The sequence below is a fragment of the Variovorax paradoxus genome (assembly GCF_902712855.1).
GTDB lineage: Bacteria > Pseudomonadota > Gammaproteobacteria > Burkholderiales > Burkholderiaceae_C > Variovorax > Variovorax paradoxus_Q.
Window position 1 is genome coordinate 2,751,686 of sequence record NZ_LR743507.1, and the last position, 18,643, is coordinate 2,770,328.

The 18,643-nt window shown below is 67.7% G+C and carries 21 protein-coding genes and 1 pseudogene; 14 read left to right on the forward strand and 8 right to left on the reverse strand.

Features of this window, described 5'->3' with window-relative positions; translation table 11 throughout:
- Positions 1 to 54: 54 nt before the first annotated feature.
- The gene (locus AACL56_RS12535; protein WP_339090143.1) at positions 55 to 948 is read right to left on the reverse strand and encodes an AraC family transcriptional regulator; all 894 of its coding nucleotides are present in this window, start codon (positions 946 to 948) and stop codon (positions 55 to 57) included.
- Between the two features lie 89 nt (positions 949 to 1,037).
- Here AACL56_RS12535 and AACL56_RS12540 point away from each other — a divergent pair, with 89 nt between their 5' ends.
- From AACL56_RS12540 to AACL56_RS12550, 3 genes are all read left to right on the forward strand, one after another.
- A complete protein-coding gene (locus AACL56_RS12540) occupies positions 1,038 to 2,288 on the forward strand; it encodes an MFS transporter (protein WP_339090144.1) in 1,251 nt (416 codons plus the stop codon).
- A gap of 47 nt (positions 2,289 to 2,335) precedes the next feature.
- Positions 2,336 to 3,088 carry a sulfite exporter TauE/SafE family protein gene (locus tag AACL56_RS12545; protein WP_339090145.1) on the forward strand — a complete coding sequence of 251 codons (753 nt, stop codon included), beginning with the start codon at positions 2,336 to 2,338 and terminating at the stop codon, positions 3,086 to 3,088.
- A 69-nt stretch (positions 3,089 to 3,157) separates the two neighbouring features.
- Positions 3,158 to 3,529 carry a hypothetical protein gene (locus AACL56_RS12550; RefSeq protein WP_339090146.1) on the forward strand — a complete coding sequence of 124 codons (372 nt, stop codon included), beginning with the start codon at positions 3,158 to 3,160 and terminating at the stop codon, positions 3,527 to 3,529.
- A gap of 484 nt (positions 3,530 to 4,013) precedes the next feature.
- On the opposite strand, the gene AACL56_RS12555 is transcribed toward AACL56_RS12550, so the two are convergent.
- Positions 4,014 to 4,931, reverse strand: a complete 918-nt coding sequence (locus AACL56_RS12555; RefSeq protein ID WP_339092862.1) for an AEC family transporter — start codon at positions 4,929 to 4,931, stop codon at positions 4,014 to 4,016.
- A gap of 103 nt (positions 4,932 to 5,034) precedes the next feature.
- Here AACL56_RS12555 and AACL56_RS12560 point away from each other — a divergent pair, with 103 nt between their 5' ends.
- The 9 genes and pseudogenes from AACL56_RS12560 (at position 5,035) to AACL56_RS12600 (ending at position 12,080) form a co-directional block, all read left to right on the forward strand.
- Entirely contained in the window at positions 5,035 to 6,009 is a 975-nt protein-coding gene (locus AACL56_RS12560) for a tripartite tricarboxylate transporter substrate binding protein BugE (protein ID WP_339090147.1), read from the forward strand.
- A gap of 77 nt (positions 6,010 to 6,086) precedes the next feature.
- Positions 6,087 to 6,995, forward strand: coding sequence for a site-specific tyrosine recombinase XerD (gene xerD / locus AACL56_RS12565; RefSeq protein WP_339090148.1), 909 nt, complete (start codon positions 6,087 to 6,089; stop codon positions 6,993 to 6,995).
- Positions 6,970 to 7,425, forward strand: a pseudogene (locus AACL56_RS12570) (DUF72 domain-containing protein); the annotation flags it as partial. The gene xerD and the pseudogene AACL56_RS12570, both read left to right, overlap by 26 nt.
- Before the next feature lie 65 nt (positions 7,426 to 7,490).
- Positions 7,491 to 7,754: a DUF72 domain-containing protein gene (locus AACL56_RS12575; RefSeq protein WP_339090149.1), complete on the forward strand. Its 264-nt coding sequence runs from the start codon at positions 7,491 to 7,493 to the stop codon at positions 7,752 to 7,754.
- Positions 7,751 to 8,731 (forward strand): Bug family tripartite tricarboxylate transporter substrate binding protein, encoded by a 981-nt coding sequence (locus AACL56_RS12580; protein WP_339090150.1) that lies wholly within the window; start codon positions 7,751 to 7,753, stop codon positions 8,729 to 8,731. Before AACL56_RS12575 ends, AACL56_RS12580 begins: the two co-directional genes overlap by 4 nt.
- Positions 8,732 to 8,753: 22 nt before the next feature.
- A complete protein-coding gene (locus AACL56_RS12585) occupies positions 8,754 to 9,746 on the forward strand; it encodes a Bug family tripartite tricarboxylate transporter substrate binding protein (protein ID WP_339090151.1) in 993 nt (330 codons plus the stop codon).
- Positions 9,747 to 9,790: 44 nt separating this feature from the next.
- A complete protein-coding gene (locus AACL56_RS12590; protein WP_339090152.1) occupies positions 9,791 to 10,369 on the forward strand; it encodes a TetR/AcrR family transcriptional regulator in 579 nt (192 codons plus the stop codon).
- 92 nt (positions 10,370 to 10,461) lie between these two features.
- A complete protein-coding gene (locus AACL56_RS12595) occupies positions 10,462 to 11,595 on the forward strand; it encodes a thiolase family protein (RefSeq protein WP_339090153.1) in 1,134 nt (377 codons plus the stop codon).
- A 38-nt stretch (positions 11,596 to 11,633) separates the two neighbouring features.
- Positions 11,634 to 12,080, forward strand: coding sequence for a MaoC family dehydratase (locus AACL56_RS12600; RefSeq protein ID WP_339090154.1), 447 nt, complete (start codon positions 11,634 to 11,636; stop codon positions 12,078 to 12,080).
- An 8-nt stretch (positions 12,081 to 12,088) separates the two neighbouring features.
- Here the strand turns inward: AACL56_RS12600 and AACL56_RS12605 are convergent, their stop codons facing one another.
- Positions 12,089 to 12,916 (reverse strand): ferritin-like domain-containing protein, encoded by an 828-nt coding sequence (locus AACL56_RS12605; RefSeq protein ID WP_339090155.1) that lies wholly within the window; start codon positions 12,914 to 12,916, stop codon positions 12,089 to 12,091.
- A gap of 50 nt (positions 12,917 to 12,966) precedes the next feature.
- Here AACL56_RS12605 and AACL56_RS12610 point away from each other — a divergent pair, with 50 nt between their 5' ends.
- Together AACL56_RS12610 and AACL56_RS12615 are read left to right on the forward strand one after the other, a co-directional pair.
- Positions 12,967 to 13,491 carry a gamma carbonic anhydrase family protein gene (locus AACL56_RS12610; RefSeq protein WP_339090156.1) on the forward strand — a complete coding sequence of 175 codons (525 nt, stop codon included), beginning with the start codon at positions 12,967 to 12,969 and terminating at the stop codon, positions 13,489 to 13,491.
- Positions 13,492 to 13,528: 37 nt separating this feature from the next.
- Positions 13,529 to 14,527, forward strand: a complete 999-nt coding sequence (locus tag AACL56_RS12615) for an Hsp33 family molecular chaperone HslO (RefSeq protein ID WP_339090157.1) — start codon at positions 13,529 to 13,531, stop codon at positions 14,525 to 14,527.
- A 35-nt stretch (positions 14,528 to 14,562) separates the two neighbouring features.
- Here the strand turns inward: AACL56_RS12615 and AACL56_RS12620 are convergent, their stop codons facing one another.
- The 5 genes from AACL56_RS12620 to eno all read right to left on the reverse strand — a co-directional run bounded on the left by AACL56_RS12620 (position 14,563) and on the right by eno (position 18,607).
- The gene (locus tag AACL56_RS12620; RefSeq protein ID WP_339090158.1) at positions 14,563 to 15,528 is read right to left on the reverse strand and encodes a hypothetical protein; all 966 of its coding nucleotides are present in this window, start codon (positions 15,526 to 15,528) and stop codon (positions 14,563 to 14,565) included.
- Positions 15,529 to 15,569: 41 nt separating this feature from the next.
- A complete protein-coding gene (locus AACL56_RS12625) occupies positions 15,570 to 16,244 on the reverse strand; it encodes an ATP-binding protein (protein WP_339090159.1) in 675 nt (224 codons plus the stop codon).
- Positions 16,241 to 16,858, reverse strand: coding sequence for a nicotinamide riboside transporter PnuC (gene pnuC, locus AACL56_RS12630; protein WP_425337058.1), 618 nt, complete (start codon positions 16,856 to 16,858; stop codon positions 16,241 to 16,243). Before pnuC ends, AACL56_RS12625 begins: the two co-directional genes overlap by 4 nt.
- Before the next feature lie 165 nt (positions 16,859 to 17,023).
- Positions 17,024 to 17,302 (reverse strand): cell division protein FtsB, encoded by a 279-nt coding sequence (gene ftsB / locus AACL56_RS12635; RefSeq protein WP_339090160.1) that lies wholly within the window; start codon positions 17,300 to 17,302, stop codon positions 17,024 to 17,026.
- Between the two features lie 21 nt (positions 17,303 to 17,323).
- Entirely contained in the window at positions 17,324 to 18,607 is a 1,284-nt protein-coding gene (gene eno, locus AACL56_RS12640; RefSeq protein WP_339090161.1) for a phosphopyruvate hydratase, read from the reverse strand.
- Positions 18,608 to 18,643 lie beyond the last annotated feature (36 nt).

Below are 18,643 nucleotides of genomic sequence, written 5' to 3' on the forward strand. Positions count from 1 at the left end.
CTTGCCAGACCGGCATGACGCATCCGCCCGGTGTGCCCGCGCACGCGCGACGCTTCAGGCGGTTGCGGGGCGCTTGCGGTGCTGGAACGACGTGGGCGACCGGCCCGTGGCTGCCTTGAACATCGCGCAGAAGGCGCTGTCCGTGGCATAGCCGCTGGCGGCGGCCACCTGGCTCACGGCCATGCCGCGTGCCAGCAGCGGCAATGCATGTGCCATCACGGCCTGCTGCCGCCATTGCTGCCAGCTCATGCCGAGCTGGTCGCGGAACAGGCGCGCCACCGTGCGTTCGCTGGCGCCGATGGTGGCCGCGCGTTCGGCCAGCGTCGCGCGGTCGGCCGGGTTGCGCAGCAGCGCCTCGCACAACTGGCGCAGGCGTTTGTCGGTGGGCAGCGGCACGTCGATGCGGATCTGCGTGGCGCGCTCCACCTCGTCGACCAGCAGCGGCGCGATCATGCGTTCGCGCTGCGGTGCGTGCGGATCGGCCGGAGGCAGGCCGTCGGGCGTGGTGTCGAGCGCGAGCATGAGCGCGCGCAGCAGCGGGCTGATCTCGAGAACCTCGCACTTCTCCCAGGTCGGCGCGATCCAGGCGTGCAGGTAGACGGTGCGCAGTTCCGCGTCCTCGATCAGCGTGATGCTGTGCGGCATGTTGGCCGGCACCCACAGCGCGCGCGAGGGCGGCACGATGTAGCTGCCGTCCTGCGTGCTCAGGCGGATCACGCCGCGGGTGGAAAAAGTGAGCTGCGGCCATGGGTGCTCGTGCAGTTCGACGAGCGTGTCGGCGCTCAGGAAGTGTTCCTTGGCACGCAGCGGCCGCACCGCGTCGGGGGCGTAGAGGTGCGGCGTGAGCGGACCGACGCTGTTGGCGGGAGCCGCAACCGCGACGCGCGGACGGGCGGGGTTGGACGCTCTGTCGGCAGTCGGCGAAGAAGGGGAGGCGTCGCTTGGCATGGTTTCGACAAATGTTGTCGCTGTATCGCCATTCTGCCGTGCCCGTGCCACATAGCATCGGAGCCCGCACCGGTTTTTTGTAGCAATCCATGTCCTCCACTTCTTCCGCCGCCGTTCCGCCCACCACCTTGGCCACCGATGCCAAGCTGATAGGGCTGGTCGGCCTGGCGCACGCGGTCAGCCATTTCAGCCAGCTGATCCTGGCGCCGCTCTTTCCATGGCTCAAGGACGCGTTCAACGTGAGCTACGTCGAGCTGGGCGCGGTGCTCACCGTGTTCTTCGTGGTCTCGTGCATCGTGCAGGCCGCCTCGGGCTTCATCGTCGACAAGCTGGGTCCGCGGCCGGTGCTGTTCGTGGGGCTCGGCGCACTGGGGCTGGCGGCCTTCGGCTATGCGGCGGCGCAGAGCTATTGGATGCTGCTGTTGTGCGCGGTGGTCGGCGGCATCGGCAATGGGGTGTTCCATCCGGTGGACTACACGCTGTTCAATCGCAAGGTCGCGCCCACCCGCCTGGGCCACGCCTACAGCGTGCACGGCATCACCGGCAGCCTCGGCTGGGCGCTGGCGCCGGCCTTCGTGGTGCCGATCGCCATTGCCTATTCGTGGCGCGTCGCGCTGGCTTCGGCCGGCGCGGTGGCCATCGTGGTGCTGCTGGTGCTGTGGGTCTACCGCAGCGTGCTGTCGCTCGACGCTGCCGCGGTGCACAAGGCCACGGGGCAGGGCGAGGCTGCTGCAGCCGGCGGAGAGTTCGACTTCCTGCGAATCCCCGCCGTGTGGATGTGCTTCGGTTTCTTCTTCTTCTACGCCGCGGTGATCAGCGTGGTGCAGACCTTCGCGCCCGTGGCCGCCGGGCATCTGCATGCGGTGCCGGTGGCGCTGGTGGCGGTGTGCCTCACGGTCTACATGGTGGCCAGCGCGGCCGGCATGGTGGTGGGCGGCTTCCTGGCGTCGGACCCGTCGCGCTGCGAGCGCATCGTGGGTGCCGGCTTCGGGGTGGCGGCGGCGCTGGCACTGGTGCTGGCATTCGCCGACTTCCCGCCGATCGTGGTGCCGGTTCTGTTCGGTGCCATGGGCTTCGTCTCGGGCGTGGCCGGACCTTCGCGCGACCTGCTGGTGAAGAAGTCCACGCCGCCGAACGCGACCGGCCGCGTGTATGGCGTGGTCTATGCGGGGCTCGACATCGGGCAGGCCGTGGCGCCGCTGGTGTTCGGTCGACTGATGGACCACGGCCAGTACACGAGCGTGATCGTCGGCCTGGCGCTGGTGCAGGGCGTGCTGATCGCCAGCGCCTTCAACGTGCGCCGCGTGCGCCGCACGGCACTCGTGCCCGCCTCGGCCTGACGCTGCTCGGCGTTCCTGGCTGAAATGCCGCCGATATCATCGGCCGCATGCAAGCCTTGTATGTCCATGTGATCGTCGGCGCGGTGCTGGCAGGCTTCGTGCAGGGCCTGTCGGGCTTCGCGTTCGGCCTGGTGGCCATGTCGGTCTGGGCCTGGACGCTGGAGCCCCAGCTGGCCGCCGTGCTCGCGCTGTTCGGCGCGTTGACCGGGCAGGTGATCGCTGCGGTCACGGTCCGGCGCCCGTTCGACAAGAGCGTTCTCTGGCCCTTCGTGCTTGGCGGGTTGGTGGGGGTGCCGTTCGGCGTCTGGCTCCTGCCGCATCTCGATCTCGTCGTCTTCAAGCTGTGCCTTGGCGTACTTCTGGTGCTCTGGTGCCCTGCGATGCTGATGTCGCAGCATCTGCCGAAGGTGGCGTTCGGCGGACGGGTCGCCGACGGGGTGGCCGGGGCCATCGGCGGTGCGATGGCCGGCATCGGCGGGTTCTCGGGGACCATTCCCACGCTCTGGTGCACCCTGCGCGGGTTTCAGCGCGACACGCAGCGGGCGGTGATCCAGAACTTCAATCTCTCCATGCTGGTGGTGGCCTTTGGCATCCATCTGTTCAGCGGGAATATCGGGCGGGCTGTCCTGCCTCTGCTTGGGCTTGTTGCTTTGGCGGTTGCCGTGCCTGTGCTGCTCGGGGCCCGGATGTATATCGGGATCAGTGAAGCGGTGTTTCGGAAGATTGTGTTGGGGTTGTTGACTGCTTCTGGAGTGGCTGTGCTGGCTTCTGCTGTTCCTGCTTTGTTGGCTCGTGGTTGAGTTTCGGTTGATGCTCTCCTGGCGGAGGGCTGAGGCCGGGACTCGCCCCGGCAGGCGACCTACTTTCTTTTGCTTCGCCAAAAGAAAGTAGGCAAAGAAAAGGCGACCCCACTGTCTGCGACCCCTTCGCTGTGCGAAGGGGCAACCTGCGGTGCTCGCGTTTCGCGGGGTCCCGCAGAACTCGCTTCGCTCAGACAGCTGCGGGCCCTGATCCGCGAAACGCTGCGCTCCTCGGCGCAGCCAGAGGGGGTGGGGGCGGGAACCACACGGGCCTTTGCTTCGCTCGGCCTCAGGCCACTGCAGGCGCCTGGCGCCTGCAGTGTTGGGCGCGGGCTGAATAGTTTTGCTGATACCGGTGCTGGGGTTCGAGTTACGTTGAAATCGATGCTGATGCTGATGCTGATGCTGATGCTGATGCTGATGCTGATGCTGGTGGCCTGAGCCAGAGTCAGCTTGAGCAGTAGCAGGTAGCTAGCAGGCCAAGGCCAAGGCCAAGGCCAAGGCCAAGGCCAAGGCCAAGGCCAAGGCCAAGGCCAAGGCCAAGGCCAAGGCCAAGGCGCGAGAACGAAGTTCGAGCCGTCAGTTCCCAGCCGAGCGAAGCGATGGCGTGTCGGTTCCCAAAACCCTTCTGGCTGCGCCGAGGAGCGCAGACGTAGGAGGGATCAGGGCCGCAGCTGTTTGAGCGAAGCGAGTTCTGCGGACCCCCTCCTACGTCGAGCACCGCAGGTTGCCCGTAGCGAAGCGGAGGGACGCAGACAGCAGGGTCGCCTTTTCTTTGCTTACTTTCTTTTGGCGAAGCAAAAGAAAGTAAGTCGGCCGCCGGGCCGAGACCCGGCCCCGGAAAGCAAACTTCCCCAAGACAAGATTTCCCTTTGTCCCAAGAGTCGCCAGAAGCGAACCGAACGAACCGCAGCCTCAGGACCCCCTATCGAGGCAACGCCAAGGCAAACGGCAAACTGACAACCCCCAACAGAGTCGAGAGAGTCACAAGCCCAGCCACATAAGGCCCGTTGTACCCCATCCGCGCAGCCAACACATAAGCACTCGAAGCCGTAGGCACGGCAGAAAACGCCATCAGCACAGCCCCCTGCATCGCATCCAGCCGCAGCCCATGCGCAAGTCCCCAGGCGACCAGCGGCAGGAACAGGTGCCGTATCGAGAGCACCGACACCGCCAGCACCTTGCCCGTGCCCAGCGTCGAGAACTTCATCCCAGCTCCCGCAGCCAGCAGTCCCAGCGCCAGCGAGGCAGCCCCGATCCGCGTCAGCGTCGGCGTGGCCCACGCAGGCACCGTGAGCCCGAGCACATTGGCGAGCAGGCCGGCCAAGGTCGCGACGATCAGCGGATTGCGCACCAGCTGGCGCACGAATCCGGTCTGCGCATGCCGCGTCATCGGCCACACGGCAGCAATGTTGAAGATCGGCACGCACACGCCGATCAGCACCGCGATCAGCAGCAGCCCTTCGGCGCCTGCCAGCCGCTCGGCCAATGCCAGGCAGATGAACGAGTTGAAGCGGAACGCGATCTGCGTGCTGGCGGCGTGGTCGCGCCGGTCGATGTGGCTGCGCAGTCCCGGGATGAAGGGCAGGGCATAGGCCATTGCGATGCCGCAGGCGCCGATGCACAGGCCCGCCGTCAGCAGGTTCGACGTTGCACCGAAATCGAGCGGGCTTCGCACGATCGAATGGAACAGCAGGACGGGAAAGAGAAAGTAGTAGACCAGGCTCTCGACCTGGTCCCACACGCGGCGGTCGAGGGCGGTGTAGCGGCACAGGAGCCAACCGATGGCGATGAGGGAGAAGTCGGGAAAAAGCAGCTGAGCGTAGTTCACCGCTTCGAGGATAAACCGGCCAGACCATGGGTAATCCACAGCACGGAACGGCGGCGCAAGCCGCTAGCATCCTGGCTTCGTTTTTTTCGACATCAGTCAGAACAAGGAGTTATCGATGCAACGTCGTCAATGGAGCGCGCTGGTGGGGGCTGCGGCACTGGTCGCAGTGGCGGGCCAGAGCTTTGCACAGGGCTATCCCAACAAGCCCGTGGAGCTCAGCGTGCCGTTCGCACCGGGGGGCACGACCGACATCGTGGCGCGGGTGATCTCCGATCCGCTGGGCAAGGTGCTCGGCCAGCCGGTGGTAGTGATCAACCGCGCGGGCGGCGGCGGCATCGTGGGCGCGGCGGAAACCGCACGCGCGACGCCCGACGGCTACAAGCTGGGCATTGCCACCGTGTCGAGCACGGCGGCCAACCCGGCCATCAACCCGAAGACGCCGTACGACCCGATCAACGACTTCACGCCGATCATCAACATCGCGGCCACGCCGAACATCATCGCGGTCAACCCGAGCTTCCCGGCGAAGAACTACGCCGAGTTCGTGGCCGAGCTGAAGAAGAACCCCGGCAAGTACTCGTACGCCTCGTCGGGCACGGGCGGCATCGGCCACCTGCTGATGGAGCTCTACAAGAGCCTGACCAACACCTTCGTCACGCACATCCCGTACCGCGGCGCGGGTCCGGCGCTCAACGACGTGGTGGCCGGCCAGGTGCCGATCATGTTCGACAACATTCCCTCGGCGATGCCTTTCATCACCAGCGGACGGCTGGTCCCGATCGTGGTGTCGGCGCCCCAGCGCCTGGCCGCGCTGCCCAACGTGCCGACCTTCAAGGAAGTGGGCCTGGAGCCGGTGAACCGCATGGCCTACTACGGCATCCTCGGCCCGAAGGGCCTGCCGAAGGAAGTGGTCGACAAGATCAGCGCGGGCGTGAAGAAGGCGGTGGAGGAACCGGCGGTGCGCAAGCGCATCGAGGACACCGGCTCGCTCATCGTCGCCAACACGCCGGAGCAGTTCAGCGCGCAGATCAAGGCCGAGTTCGAGGTCTACAAGGGCGTGGTGAAGAAGCAGAACCTGAAGCTCGACTGAGCCTCTTTCCCGCGACTCCATACCGCGAAAAGCCGCCCGCCTGCCGGGCGGCTTTTTCTTTTGTTATCTTGCGAGGCATGACCGAGGCCGCCACGCAGACCCCCGAAATCGACGACTTCATCGACGCGCTCTGGCTCGAGGACGGGCTGTCCAAGAACACGCTCGCGGCCTACCGCCGCGACCTCGCGCTGTTTGCGCAATGGCTGCGGCAGCAGCGCGACGGCACCGAACTGGGCGCGGCGCGCGAGACCGACGTGCAGGCCTACATGGGCGCGCGCCTGTCGACCAAGGGCAAGGCCACCTCGGCCAACCGCCGGCTCACGGTGTTCAAGCGCTACTACCGCTGGGCGCTGCGCGAGCGGCGCATCGCGGCAGACCCGACCATCCGCCTCATGCCCGCGCGCCAGATGCCGCGCACCGTGAAGACGCTGTCGGAGAAACAGGTCGACGACCTGCTGGCCGCACCCGACGTCGGGACGCCGCTCGGCCTGCGCGACCGCGCGATGCTGGAGCTGATGTATGCGAGCGGCCTGCGCGTGAGCGAACTGGTGGCGCTCAAGGCCATCGACCTGAGCCTCAACGATGGCGTGCTGCGTGTGCTGGGCAAGGGCAACAAGGAGCGGCTGGTGCCCTTCGGCGGGGAGGCGCGGCGCTGGATCGAGCGCTACATCGACGACTCGCGTCCCGCCATCCTCGACGGCCAGCAGACGCCCGACCTGTTCGTGACCGCGCGCGGCGCGGGAATGACGCGCGTGATGTTCTGGATCATCGTGAAGAAGCACGCGGCCACTGCCGGCATCCATGTGCCGCTGTCGCCGCACACGCTGCGCCACGCCTTCGCCACGCACCTGCTGAACCACGGCGTCGACCTGCGTGCGGTGCAACTGCTGCTGGGTCACGCCGACATCTCGACCACCACCATCTACACGCACGTGGCGCGCGAGCGCCTGAAACAGCTGCATGCCAGCCACCATCCTCGCGGATGAGCACCTGACGCCGTGGCGCATCGGCTGCGCCGGCTGGAGCCTGCCGCGTGCGCTGTGGAACGAGTTCCCGCCCGAGGGCTCGCACCTCGAGCGGTACGCGCAGGTCTTCGACGCCGTCGAGATCGACACATCGTTCCATCGGCCGCACCGGCGCGAGACCTACGAACGGTGGGCGGCCGGCACGCCCGCGTCGTTCCGCTTCGCGGTCAAGCTGCCGAAGACAGTGACGCACGAGCGCCGGCTGGTCGATGCCATGCCGCCTCTCGATTCATTCCTTGCACAGGCCGGCGGGCTGGGCGACAGACTCGGCTGCCTCGTGGTGCAGTTGCCGCCGAGTCTGGCGTTCGATGCCGACGCGGCCGGGCGCTTTCTTTCGGATCTGAGGCAACGCCATGCGGGCGCTGTTGCGCTCGAGCCGCGCCACCGCAGCTGGTTCGTGCCGCAGGCCGACGCGATGCTCGCGCGCTTCGAGGTGGGCGCGTGCTGGCGGACCCGGTGCTGTTCGACGAGGCCGCCGCGCCCGGCGGGTGGTCCGGGCTCGTCTATCTGCGCCTGCACGGTTCGCCGCGGCGCTATTGGTCGGCCTACGACGACGCATTGCTTGCGCGGCTCGCGCTGCGGCTGCGTCTTGCGAGGGAGGAGGGCGCGCGGTGCTGGTGCATCCTGGACAACACGGCCGGAGGCGAAGCGGCCGGCAACGCGCTGACGCTGCGCCGCCTGCTGCAGAATCGAAAGCCGATCCGAGGAGACACAACATGAACATCAACTTCAACATCACCAGAATCTGCGCGGGCGTCGCGCTGGCTGCGGCCGCAGGCCTCGTGGCTGCCCAGGGTTTCCCCAGTGCCAAGCCCATCCGCCTGATCGTCGGCTATCCGCCCGGCGGCGGCATCGACTTCGCCGCGCGCACAGTGCAGGTGCCGCTGCAGGAAGCGCTCAAGCAGCAGCTGGTGGTCGACTACAAGCCGGGCGCGAGCGGCATGATCGCCGCCACCGAACTCACGCGCCAGCCCGCCGACGGCTACACGCTGCTGCTCGCCAACACCGGGCCGTTCGCCATCGCGCCCTACCTGCAGAGCAAGCCGCCGTACGACCCGATCAGGCAGTTCACCTACATCGGCCAGATCAGCCAGGGCAGCTACATCGCGGTGACGCGGCCCGATCATCCGGCGAAGAACCTCAAGGAGTTTGTGGCCTGGGCCAAGGGCCAGCCCGGCAAGGTCAATTTCGCCTCGGGCGGCAACGGCACTTCGACGCACCTCAACGGCGAGCTGATGAACCAGGTCACCGGCCTCGACATGACGCACGTGCCGTACAAGGGCAGCGCGCCCGCGGTGCAGGACCTGATCGGCGGGCAGACGCAGATCCTCATCGACGCGGGCAGCGTGCTGCTGCCGCAGGTCAAGGGCGGCAAGCTGAAGGCGCTGGCCGTCACCGGACCGGTGCGCGATCCGCAACTGCCCGACGTGCCGACGGTGAAGGAACTGGGCCTGGCGGGCATGGAGTCGGTCGGATTCCAGGGCCTGGTGGGGCCGGCCAACATGCCGAAGGACGTCGTCGACAGGCTGGCGGCCGAACTCGCCAGGGCGCTCGCGCTACCCGACGTGAAGGCGAAGTTCGCCACCGCCGGCGCCGAAGTGCACTCGCTCGGCCCGGCCGAGTTCGCGGCTTTCGTCAAGGCGGACAATGAGAAGTGGTCCAGGCTGATTCGCGAGCGCAAGCTGCAGCTGGACTGATGCAAACAGGTAACCGACAGACATGAATTTCCTCGCTTCCTCGAAGCCCTCGCGCCGCCTGGCGACCCGGCTCCTGGCCACCGCCGCGCTGTGCGCCGCATCCGGCGCCCATGCGCAGGCCGTTCCCAAGACCGTGCGGCTCATCGTCGCCTACCCTGCAGGCGGCGTCAGCGACGTGGTCGCGCGCGCACTGGGCGACCGGCTCGCCGCGCAACTGGGCACCACGGTGATCGTGGACAACCGCGCGGGCGCCAGCGGGGCCATCGGCATGGACGCCGTCGCCAAGGCCGCACCCGACGGCGCGACGCTGGGCTTCTCGGCCATCAGCCCGCTGGTGCTGAGCCCGCACCTCGGCAAGCTGCCCTTCGACCCGATGAAGGACGTGACGCCGGTGGCCAGCGTGATGTATTCGCCCGTGCTGCTGATCGCCACGCCGGCCAGCAAGGCGAAGGACTTCAAGGCGCTGATCGAAGACGCCAAGGCGCGCCCTGGCGCAGTGCGCTGGGCCACCTCGGGCTCGGCCTCGCTTGGCCACATCGTGCTCGAGCAGCTGCATGCGGCGGCCGGCGTGGACATCACGCACGTACCCTACAAGGGCGGCGGCCAGCAGCTCAACGATGCGATCGGCGGGCAGTTCGAGATCCTGTCGACCAACGCCAGCCCGACGCTGTCGTCGCACATCCAGTCGGGCAAGCTGCGCCCGCTGGCCGTGGGCGCGCCGGCGCGGCTCGAAAGCCTGCCGCAGGTGCCCACGCTGGGCGAGCTGGGCTACAAGGCGGCCAACATCAATTCGCTGTTCGGCGTGTTCGCGCCAGCCGCCACGCCGGCGGCGCTGGTCGCGCGCTACAACGCCGAGATCAACAAGGCGCTCGCAAGCCCAGAACTGCGCGCCAAGCTCACCGCCACCGACAACGTTCCCACCGGCGGCACCTCGGAAGCGTTCGCGAAGGAGATCGCGAGCGAGTTCGAGGCCAATGGCCGGATCGTCAAGGCGGCGGGCATCAAGGCCGATTGACCCTGAGGCTTGCGGTTCGAATTTGCCTACCTTATAGTAGGTAGATGTCCAGCACGACCGCATCCCTGGCCCCAGGCAACACCCGCGAGCAGATCCTCGCGGTGGCGCGCAGCTTCATCGAGACGCGCTCGTACCTGGGCTTCAGCTTCCAGGACGTGGCCGACGCCGTCGGCATCCGCAAGGCCAGCCTGTACCACCACTTCCCGACCAAGGAGGCGCTGGGCATTGCGGTGATTCACGCGGCCACGCAAGGCTTCAAGGACTGGGATGCCGCCCGTTCGCGCGAGCCGAAGGACGCGCTCGAATCGTATTTCCGCATGTACCGCAACACCTTGAGAGCCGGTTCGGGCATGTGCCCCGCGGGCGCGCTCACGCCGGGCTGGGACGTCATCAACGACGACCTGCGCCAGGCCGTGCGGGAATTGCGCAACACGCAGGTAACGTGGCTCACCGGCGTTCTGGGTGCGCTGATGCCCGTGCCCGGGAAGGGCACGTCGGTTGCGGCGCTCGCCGCCTATGTGTTTTCCGTCTGTCAGGGCGCGCTGCTTTCGGCGCGCATGACGGGCCGTGTGGACGACTTCGACGAAGCCGTCGCGCAACTGAGGAGTTCATTGCCCGGCTGAATGCCGGGCCGGACACGGGCACGCCGCGGCGTGCCTATTTTTTGCCGTTTCAGCCTACCGATTGGATGGTAGTCAACCTGTTGGAGTCTTCCATGAAAGCCGTCATTTCCGCCTACGCCCGTTCTCCCTTCCACTTCGCGAAGAAGGGCGCCCTTGCCGAAGTCCGTCCCGACACGCTCGCCGCCGGCGTGGTGCGCGGGCTGCTGCAGCGTACCGACCTCGACCCCGCGCTGCTCGAGGACATCATCCTGGGCTGTGCCTACCCCGAGGCCTCGCAGGGCAACAACCTCGCGCGCATCGTCGGGCTGCTGGCCGGCCTGCCGCACGAGGTGGGCGGGATGACGGTCAACCGCTTCTGCGGTTCGTCGATGCAGGCCGTGCACATCGCCGCCGCGCAGATCGAGGCAGGGATGGGCGAGGCCTTCCTGTGCGTTGGCGTGGAGTCGATGTCGATGGTGCCGCAGGGCGGCTTCAACTTCTCGCCGAATCCCGAGCTCAAGGAGACCACCGACGCCTACATCTCGATGGGCGAGACGGCCGAGAACGTGGCGCAACGCTGGAACGTGAGCCGCGCCGACCAGGAGGCGCTGGCCGTCGAGTCGCACCGCAAGGCGGCGGAGGCACGCGCGCAAGGCCGGCTGGCCGGCGAGATCGTGCCGGTGCGCCTCGCCTCGGGTGACATCGTCGATGCCGACGGCTGCATCCGCCCGACCACCTCGGCCGAGGCGCTGGCCAACCTGAAGCCCGCCTTCCGCCCCGATGGCGTGGTCACGGCAGGCACCTCGTCGCCGTTGACCGACGGCGCGGCCGCGGTGCTGGTGACCAGCGATGCGTTCGCCGCGAAGCACGGCCTGAAGGCGCTGGCGCGCATCAGGTCGTTCGCGACCGTCGGCGTCGACCCGGCCATCATGGGCATCGGCCCGATTCCCGCGACCCGCAAGGCGCTGGCGCGCGCCGGCCTGAGCGCGGCCGACCTCGACGTGATCGAGATCAACGAGGCCTTCTCGTCGCAGGCGCTGGCCTGCATCCGCGACCTCGGGCTCGATCCCGCGAAGATCAACCTCGACGGCGGCGGCCTCTCGATCGGCCACCCGCTGGGCGCGACCGGCGCGCGCATCACCGGCAAGGCGGCGTCGCTGCTGGCGCGCGAGAACGGCCGCTATGCGCTGGCCACCCAGTGCATCGGCGGCGGGCAGGGCATCGCGACGATCCTCGAGCGCGTCTGACGCCCGAGAATGGCGCTCGTCACAACAAGGAGACCCCCATGGCCAAGCTGTACCTCGAAGACCTGAAGGTCGGCGACCGTTTCCAGAGCGCCGAACACGCGCTCGACGCGGCGCAGATCAAGGCCTTCGCGCAGCAGTTCGATCCTCAGCCCTTCCACACCGACGAGGAAGCGGCCGAAGGCACCTTCTTCGCGGGCCTCGCGGCGAGCGGCTGGCACACGGCCGCGCTCACCATGAAGCTGCTGGTGGAAAGCGGCATTCCGCTGGCCGACGGCATCATCGGTTCGGGCGGGGAACTGCAATGGCCCAAGCCGACGCGGCCCGGCGACGTGCTGCACGTGGTGGCCGAGGTGATCGACATCACGCCGTCGCGCTCCAAGCCCGGCCGGGCGATGGTGACGATGCGCTGCCAGACGCGCAACCAGCGCGGCGAGGTGCTCCAGTACTTCTCGCCGAAGCTGGTGGTGCACGCACGGCCCGCTTAGGGGGCGCTTCAGCCTTTGTCCGCAGGGGCAGCCTGCGTGGCTGCGAGCTGGCGCAATTCCTCCGCGCTGAAGCCCGCGCGGCCGCGCGCCTCGAAGTTGAACGGCGGCTTGTGGCGGGGCGCGTCATAGCGCGCCACCAGGGTGGGATAGGTCGCCTCGGCATCGAGCCCCGCGCCGTCGCACAGCCATCGGTACCAATGGTTGCCGATGGCGACATGGCCGACTTCGTCGCGCAGGATGATGTCCAGGATCTCGACCGCGCGCAGCGCATCCGGTGTGTTCACGCGCTTGAGCTTGCCCTGGATCAACGGCGTGGCATCGAGCCCGCGCGCCTCGAGCGTGCGCGGCACCAGCGCCATGCGCGCGAGCACGTCGTCCTTGGTCTTCTCGCACATGTTCCACAGGCCGTCGTGGCCGGGGAAGTCGCCGTAGCGCCAGCCCATGTCCTGCAGGTGCGCGTGCAGCAGCGTGAAATGCAGCGCTTCCTCGTCGGCCACGCGCAGCCAGTCGCGGTAGTAGGCCTCGGGCATGCCGTCGTAGCGCCATACCGCGTCGAGCGCGAGATTGATCGCGTTGAACTCGATGTGGCAGATCGAATGGATCAGCGCGGCGCGGCCTTCCGGCGTGAACGGCGAGCGCTTCTGCACCGCGGTCGCGGCCACGCGCAGCGGCCTGTCGGGGCGGCCCGGAACGCCGGTGTCGTCGCCTGGCGTGCGAATGGGATCGATTGCTATGGAATCGGTAGCGCCTTGCGCAGCAGCAGCGCGCGTGGCGGCCACTTTTTCATCTGGATCTGTCAGGCGCAGCGCGGCAAGCGCGCTCAAACGGGGGTGCATCCCTACAATTCTAGTTTTGACCTTCTTTGACATTTCCGGAGACAAGAACAATGGCGCTCTACGAACTCGACGGTGTGGCCCCGCAGCTGGGTGAAGGTGCCTGGGTGGCCGACAGCGCGCAGGTCATGGGCAACGTCAGGCTGGCGGAGAACGCCAGCGTGTGGTTCGGCGCCGTGCTGCGCGGCGACACCGAGACGCTGAGCATCGGTCGCAACAGCAACATCCAGGACCTCTCGGTGCTGCACGCCGACGTCGGCTGCCCGCTGACCATCGGCGAGAACGTCACCGTGGGCCACCAGGTGATGCTGCACGGCTGCACCGTGGGCGACAACTCGCTGATCGGCATCCAGGCGGTGGTCTTGAATAACGCGAAGATCGGCCGCAATTCGATCGTTGGCGCCGGCAGCGTCGTGACAGAGGGCAAGGAGTTTCCCGACAACTCCCTCATCATCGGCTCGCCGGCCAAGGTGGTGCGCACCCTCGACGACGCAGCGGCCGCCCGCCTTCGCCAGAGTGCGGAGCACTATGTGGAAAACGCCCATCGCTTCGCGAAGGGCCTCAAGAAGATCGCCTGAGCCCCGGCGCTGCAGGCACCTGAAGAAAGAAAACGTTGTGAGCGAGCTGCACAAATTCCTGTTCGATGGCCTGCCGGTGCGCGGCATGATCGTGCGCCTGACGGATGCGTGGCAGGAGATCCTTGCTCGGCGCGCCTCAAACACCGCCACCGGCGCCTACCCGCCGCCCGTGGCCGAACTGCTCGGCGAGATGACGGCCGCGGCCACGCTGATGCAGGCCAACATCAAGTTCAACGGCGCGCTGATCCTGCAGATCTTCGGCGACGGTCCGGTGAAGGTGGCGGTGGCCGAGGCCAAGCCTGACCTGAGCCTGCGCGCCACGGCCAAGGTCATCGGCGACCTGCCGGCCGACGCACGCCTGCCCGACATGGTCAACGTGAACAACAAGGGCCGCTGCGCCATCACGCTCGACCCCAAGGACAAGCTGCCGGGCACGACGCCGTACCAGGGCGTGGTGCCGCTCTTCGGCGACAACGGCGAGAAGCTCGGCAAGCTCAGCGACGTGCTCCAGCACTACATGCTGCAGAGCGAGCAGCTCGACACCACGCTGGTGCTGGCCGCCGACGACAAGGTGGCCGCAGGGCTGCTGATCCAGCGCCTGCCGGTGAAGGGCGAGGGCAATCTCGAAGGCACGGCGGACAAGGACCACGACCAGGCCAATGAAGACCAGATCGGCCGCAACGAGGACTACAACCGCATCTCGATCCTCGCATCGAGCCTGAAGCGCGATGAGCTGCTGACGCTCGACGTCGAGACCATCCTGCGTCGCCTGTTCTGGGAAGAGAAGCTGCTGCGCTTCGAGCCGCAGACCGGTGCGGCAGGGCCGCACTTCGCCTGCACCTGCGGACGCGAGCGCGTGGCGCAGATGATCCGCGGCCTCGGCGTGGAAGAAGCGGAGAGCATCCTCGCCGAGCGCGGCGACATCGAGGTCGGCTGCGATTTCTGCGGCAAGCAGTACCGCTTCGACGCAGTCGATGCGGCGCAGCTGTTCACGCCGCTGGGCGACCAGATTCCGGGCAGCCCGGTCGTTCAGTAAGGGCGGGCGCTGCGCTCGCGCGCAGCTTGCCGCTGCTAGCGGGCAGCGTCGTCGAACCCGCTGAACGCGATGTCCGGCGCGCTGGTGTTGTGCTTCGACGGCAGGCTGCGGCCGAAGCGCACCTGCGTGGCCTGCAGCGACTTCACCTCGGGCAGCGGCAGCACCTGCTGTGCGGCCTGCGGCGACACCTGCCAACGCACCTCGCTCACGTCGGCGTTGTCGGGCGTCACGTACATCGAGCGCAGCACCGCGAAGGGCTGCGCACCGGTGGTGGGCTTGGAAAGCGTCACGTCGAGCGCGGTGCGCTGGCGGCTGATCTCGTCGACGCGCGCCACTGCGCTGCCGCCATCCGTGAAGCGCACGTGGATCGCCAGCGGACGCGGCACGATGCGGATCGACGCGATGTTCACCACGGGCCGCGCAGCCGCCTCGACCGGACCGAGCAAAAAGGACGAGCCGTACACGCCGTCGCCGAAGCGCGCATCGGGCAGCGGCTTGAGGCGCCAGTAGCCGTCGGACGGATAGAGCACGATCGCCTCGAGCGTCTTGCCGTTCTCCTTCCTGAATACCTGCAGCAGATGGAAGCCTCGGTCCTTGCGCTTGCCGACCTGCACCGGCACGCGCTGCGGGCGCCAGAAGGTCGGCAGCGTCATGCCGACGATGCGCCACTGCGCGTTGTCCATCAGCACCACGGTGCGCTTGCGGAAGCGGTGCGCCGGATCGGTCGGGTGCTCGCCGCCGTCGAAGTTGCAATCCGAGAAGTCGGGCTTGGTGACGTCGTTGCCGATCTTGTCGAGGTAGTCGGGCTGCAGGGCTTCGATGCGCATGTGGCGGATGCCGTCGCCGCGCAGGGTCAGCGAGACGTTGTCCTCCTCGGCGCACGCCGTGGTGGTGGTGCCGTTCTCGACGGTGGCGGCCACGGGGGCCGCAAAGGCAGGCGCGGCGGCGAGCAGCAGGGCGGCGAAGGCGGCAGGAAGCAGTGCGACGGTCGGCAGGGGCATCGGGTCTCCGGTGAAGGGGAAGCGACGGGGCGCGCTGGCCGCTAGTCGCGGCGCGCGATCAGGTCGCTGAAGAGCTTATGTTCGCATTCCGGATCGGAGCATTTCTCGCAAGGCCATGACCACGAGACGGGCTTCAATTCGGACAGGCCGCGCGAGCCGCGCGTGCGGCCTTCGTTGCTCGCGATGGAATTGATGGCGTTCCAGGCGCTGGCCAGGCGTTCGCCGCCGGTGCCGTGCACCACGGCGTACGAGAGCCTGGCGCCAGTGAGTGCGGCGCGCAGCAGCGTGTCGGTCGGCTGGCGTGCGTGCGGGCCGTCGCGCATGTCGTCGGCCACCCAGGGCAGGTCGAGCGCGGTCAGCAACGTGATGGCGTAGCGGCGTTGCGCGGCCAGCGCGTCGTCGTAGAGCGAGGTGTCGGCGAAGAGCTGCTCGCTGTAGACCGCGGTCATCAGCGCGGTGGTGTCGGCCACCACCACGCCCGAGCGCGCTGCGGCGTCGATGCGGCGGGTCTGCTCGTCGGCGATGGCCTGCTGTTCGTCGGGACGCGGCGTACGGCGTTCTCGCTCGCACCATTCGCGCAGGTACTCGCTCACCAACGTGGCCGGTGTGCCGCGGTCCTGCAGGCGTTGCGCGATGGCGCGCGCGAGCTCGGTCTTGCCGGTGCTCTCGGCGCCCACGAGCGCGATCACGCAGCCGGTGGGCAGGGTGGGCGTCATGCGCGCACCGCCTTGGCCGCATCGGACGCATCCGCCGGCTTCGGCATGCGCTGCCGCCAAGCCAGGTAGCCCGCGACGCTCAGCACCGCGAACACCGCGTACAGGCCTACCGTGAGCCACAGGCCCTTGTGGATGAAGAGGCTCACGCTCACCACGTTCACCGCCAGCCAGATCAACCAGTTTTCGATGAACTTGCGCCCGAGCAGGAACTGCCCGACCAGGCTCAGCCCGGTGGCGAAACCGTCCCACCACGGCACGTCGGTGTCGGTGAAGCGCCGCAGGAAGAGAGCGACGGCCGGCCATGCGAAGGCGCAGGCTGCCAGCGTGAGTGCAAGGCCGCGCGGCGAGAGCCGGCTGACCTGCAGCGCGCTGCCATCGGCGCGATGGCCGCGAAGCCATTGCGCCCAGCCCCACAGGGCGACGCAGGCAAAGAAGACTTGGAGCGAGGCATCGCCATAGATGCGCGCCTTGGCGAACACCGCCACATAGAGCAGCGAGCTGACGATGGCCAGCGGCCATCCCCAGTGGATCTCGCGCATGTTGCAGCCGACCATGGCGAGCGCCAGCAGCGCGGCGACGAATTCGAGCCAGCTCACAGGAGAGCCCCAGAGCAGGAATGCCGGGGCCGAGAGAAGTTCCAGGATCAGACTCGCCCCCGGAGGGCACCGCCGCAGTCTGTTCGTGGGACACCGCAGAACCGGCGTTGCCGGGCTGCAGGCATCGCCCCCTGCAAGGGGGTTGGCGAAGCGACACGAAGTGCGCGAAGACGGGGGGTCATCCTAATGAGCGATCTGCACGAACACTTCGTTCGGCTTGACCATGCCGAGCTCCGCGCGGGCGCGTTCCTCGACCATCTCGAGGCCGTCCTTGAGGTCGTTGACCTCGGAAGTCAGGCGCTCGTTGGTCAGCGCGGCCTTGGCGTTGGCATCCTTCTGGTCGGCCAGCTTGGTCCGCAGCTGTGCCACGTCGCGCACGCTGCCGCGCCCGTTCCACAACTGCCACTGCAGGATGGCCAGCAGGAGCAGCAGGATGATCGGTGGAACGAGACGGGCGCGCATGACGCGGGCGTTCGACGCGCGTTACTTCAGGTTGTAGAACGCGCCGCGGCCGGGGTACACGGCGATGTCGCCGAGGTCTTCTTCGATGCGCAGCAGCTGGTTGTACTTGGCGATGCGGTCCGAACGCGACAGCGAGCCGGTCTTGATCTGGCCGGCGTTGGTGCCCACGGCGATGTCGGCGATGGTGCTGTCCTCGGTTTCGCCCGAACGGTGCGAAATGACGGCGGTGTAGCCCGCGCGCTTCGCCATCTCGATGGCGGCGAAGGTCTCGGTCAGCGTGCCGATCTGGTTGATCTTGATCAGGATCGAGTTGGCGATGCCCTTGTCGATGCCTTCCTGCAGGATCTTGGTGTTCGTGACGAACAGGTCGTCGCCCACCAGCTGCACGCGCTTGCCCAGGCGGTCGGTGAGCAGCTTCCAGCCGTCCCAGTCGCCTTCGTGCATGCCGTCCTCGATGCTGATGATCGGGTACTTGTCGACCCAGGTCGCCAGCATGTCGGCCCAGTTGCCGGCCGACAGTGTGAGGTTCTCGCCGGACAGCACGTAGTTGCCGTCCTTGTAGAACTCGCTGGCCGCACAGTCCAGGCCCAGGGCGATCTGTTCGCCGGCGGTGTAGCCGGCCTTGTCGATGGCTTCCAGGATCAGCTGGATGGCCGCCTCGTGGCTCTCGACACTGGGAGCGAAGCCGCCTTCGTCGCCCACCGCGGTGCTGATGCCGCGGTCGCCCAGGATCTTCTTGAGCGCGTGGAACACTTCGGCGCCGTAGCGCACGGCCTCGCGGAAGCTCTTGGCGCCCACGGGGATGATCATGAATTCCTGCAGGTCCAGGCTGTTGTTGGCGTGTGCGCCGCCGTTGATGACGTTCATCATCGGCACCGGCAGCTGCATGCCGCCCATGCCGCCGAAGTAGCGGTACAGCGGCAGGCCCGATTCCTCGGCGGCGGCGCGGGCCACGGCCATCGAGACGGCGAGGGTGGCGTTGGCGCCCAGGCGGCCCTTGTTGTCGGTGCCGTCCAGGTCGATCATCGTGCGATCGAGGAAGGCCTGCTCGCTGGCATCCAGGCCGAGCACGGCTTCCGAGATCTCGGTGTTGATGTTCTCGACGGCCTTCAGCACGCCCTTGCCGAGGTAGCGGCCCTTGTCGCCGTCGCGCAGCTCGATGGCTTCGCGCGAGCCGGTCGACGCACCCGAAGGCACGGCCGCGCGGCCCATGGTGCCCGACTCGAGCAGCACGTCGCACTCGACGGTGGGATTGCCTCGGCTGTCGAGAATTTCGCGGCCGACGATGTCAACGATTGCACTCATCTTTTGTCTTTCTCTTTCGGTTCTCTTTGGCGGATG

Coding starts and splice junctions, on each gene's coding strand:
- AACL56_RS12535 (WP_339090143.1), bottom strand. CDS start 948: ATGCCAAGCGACGCCTCCCCTTCTTCGCCGACTGCCGACAGAGCGTCC.
- AACL56_RS12540 (WP_339090144.1), top strand. CDS start 1,038: ATGTCCTCCACTTCTTCCGCCGCCGTTCCGCCCACCACCTTGGCCACC.
- AACL56_RS12545 (WP_339090145.1), top strand. CDS start 2,336: ATGCAAGCCTTGTATGTCCATGTGATCGTCGGCGCGGTGCTGGCAGGC.
- AACL56_RS12560 (WP_339090147.1), top strand. CDS start 5,035: ATGCAACGTCGTCAATGGAGCGCGCTGGTGGGGGCTGCGGCACTGGTC.
- xerD (WP_339090148.1), top strand. CDS start 6,087: ATGACCGAGGCCGCCACGCAGACCCCCGAAATCGACGACTTCATCGAC.
- AACL56_RS12580 (WP_339090150.1), top strand. CDS start 7,751: ATGAACATCAACTTCAACATCACCAGAATCTGCGCGGGCGTCGCGCTG.
- AACL56_RS12585 (WP_339090151.1), top strand. CDS start 8,754: ATGAATTTCCTCGCTTCCTCGAAGCCCTCGCGCCGCCTGGCGACCCGG.
- AACL56_RS12590 (WP_339090152.1), top strand. CDS start 9,791: ATGTCCAGCACGACCGCATCCCTGGCCCCAGGCAACACCCGCGAGCAG.
- AACL56_RS12595 (WP_339090153.1), top strand. CDS start 10,462: ATGAAAGCCGTCATTTCCGCCTACGCCCGTTCTCCCTTCCACTTCGCG.
- AACL56_RS12600 (WP_339090154.1), top strand. CDS start 11,634: ATGGCCAAGCTGTACCTCGAAGACCTGAAGGTCGGCGACCGTTTCCAG.
- AACL56_RS12605 (WP_339090155.1), bottom strand. CDS start 12,916: ATGCACCCCCGTTTGAGCGCGCTTGCCGCGCTGCGCCTGACAGATCCA.
- AACL56_RS12610 (WP_339090156.1), top strand. CDS start 12,967: ATGGCGCTCTACGAACTCGACGGTGTGGCCCCGCAGCTGGGTGAAGGT.
- AACL56_RS12620 (WP_339090158.1), bottom strand. CDS start 15,528: ATGCCCCTGCCGACCGTCGCACTGCTTCCTGCCGCCTTCGCCGCCCTG.
- AACL56_RS12625 (WP_339090159.1), bottom strand. CDS start 16,244: ATGACGCCCACCCTGCCCACCGGCTGCGTGATCGCGCTCGTGGGCGCC.
- ftsB (WP_339090160.1), bottom strand. CDS start 17,302: ATGCGCGCCCGTCTCGTTCCACCGATCATCCTGCTGCTCCTGCTGGCC.
- eno (WP_339090161.1), bottom strand. CDS start 18,607: ATGAGTGCAATCGTTGACATCGTCGGCCGCGAAATTCTCGACAGCCGA.